Below are 1,239 nucleotides of genomic sequence, written 5' to 3'. Positions count from 1 at the left end.
GTGCTCTTCCGATCCCGATGTTGGGCGCGCCGTCCCGCGCCTCGGCGGCGCGCAGCGCGGCGAGGGCTTCGGCGGGGGTCATGCCTGGCGCATCACGGCTGCGTCGCCGTGTCCCGCGCATGGCGGGCGCTTCGCGCCGCAGGCCCGCGCCACGCGGCACGATGCATCGGCGCGGTCGCGTCGTCGTCCTGTGTCGAGCATGGCACGTCCCCTGGCATGTCCTGTCGTGAAGCCGCGCGGGACGAGGCGTGCGCATTTTGCGCCATGCCGCGCGCTCATGCCCTGCGGCTCCGCGGCAACATGGGCACCAGCGCCTTCGCCGCCGCCTCGCCCGACCGCGCCGCGGCCTCGATCGTCGCGGGCAGGCCGTGCCAGGTCCAGTCCCCGGCCAGTGCGAGGTTCCTGAGCGGCCGGCGCGGCGCGAGCGGCGGGATGCCGACGCCATGGCGCGGCGTGGCGCGGCGTTCCTTCACCGCGCGGCAGGCGGGCGGCGCCTCGGGCCAGTCGCCGTCCAGGGCGAAGGCCTGCGCGGCGCGGCGGATCTCCGCCCAGGCGCGGGGGGCAAGCTCGTCCACGCTCTCCTCCGTTTCCGCATCCGCGGCGCTGACGGTGACGCTCACGCCCGAAGGGCGCACCAGCACCCATTGGCACAGGCCGCCGACGAGGCCGACGAAGCGCACCGGGCCTTCGCCGGCGCGCGCGAAATGCAGGTTGAGGATCGGCGCGTGGCGCTCCGGCACCTTCAGCCCGGTGATCAGCCGCGCGGCTTCCCAGGGCGGCAGAGCGAGGATGACGGCGTCATGTTCGGCGAGCGCGATCGTCTCCTCCCCCAGATGCAGGGCCGTCGCGCGGCCTTCGGCCTGCGTGATCGCGCGCAGCCGGCTGCCGAAGCGGATCGTCGCCCCTGCCGCACCCAGCGCGGCGAGCGCCGGGGCGATCAGATCCGGCCCCAGCCCGTCCCGCGCCACCAGCAGCCGCGCGGCACCCGCCCCGCCCAGCCGCCGCAGCACCTGCCCCAGCCGCGCGGAGGAGGCTTCCGCGACCGGCGTGTTCAGCGCGGCGACGGTCAGCGGCTCGACGAAGCCGCGCAGCAGGGCGGGGTGCTTCGCCAGCGCCTCGGCGACCGGCCGGTCGGTGAAGGGCAGCGCCATGCCCAGCAGGGCGAGCAGCCCGCCCGCGCTCAACCCCGGCGGGCGCAGCGCCGGGTCGCGCCAGGCGAGCGGCGAGGCCGCGATGCGC

General features: G+C 76.9%; 1 protein-coding gene. It reads right to left on the bottom strand.

Annotated elements, in window-relative coordinates; genetic code table 11:
• Positions 1-275: 275 nt before the first annotated feature.
• Positions 276-1,239: FAD-dependent oxidoreductase (locus HW577_RS25250; RefSeq protein ID WP_198378834.1), on the bottom strand; the 964-nt coding region annotated here is incomplete at its 5' end.

It is taken from the genome of Neoroseomonas rubea, assembly GCF_016106015.1.
GTDB lineage: Bacteria > Pseudomonadota > Alphaproteobacteria > Acetobacterales > Acetobacteraceae > Neoroseomonas > Neoroseomonas rubea.
Note: the sequence above shows the minus strand (reverse complement) of the source record. Positions and strands in the feature narration are given on the sequence as shown.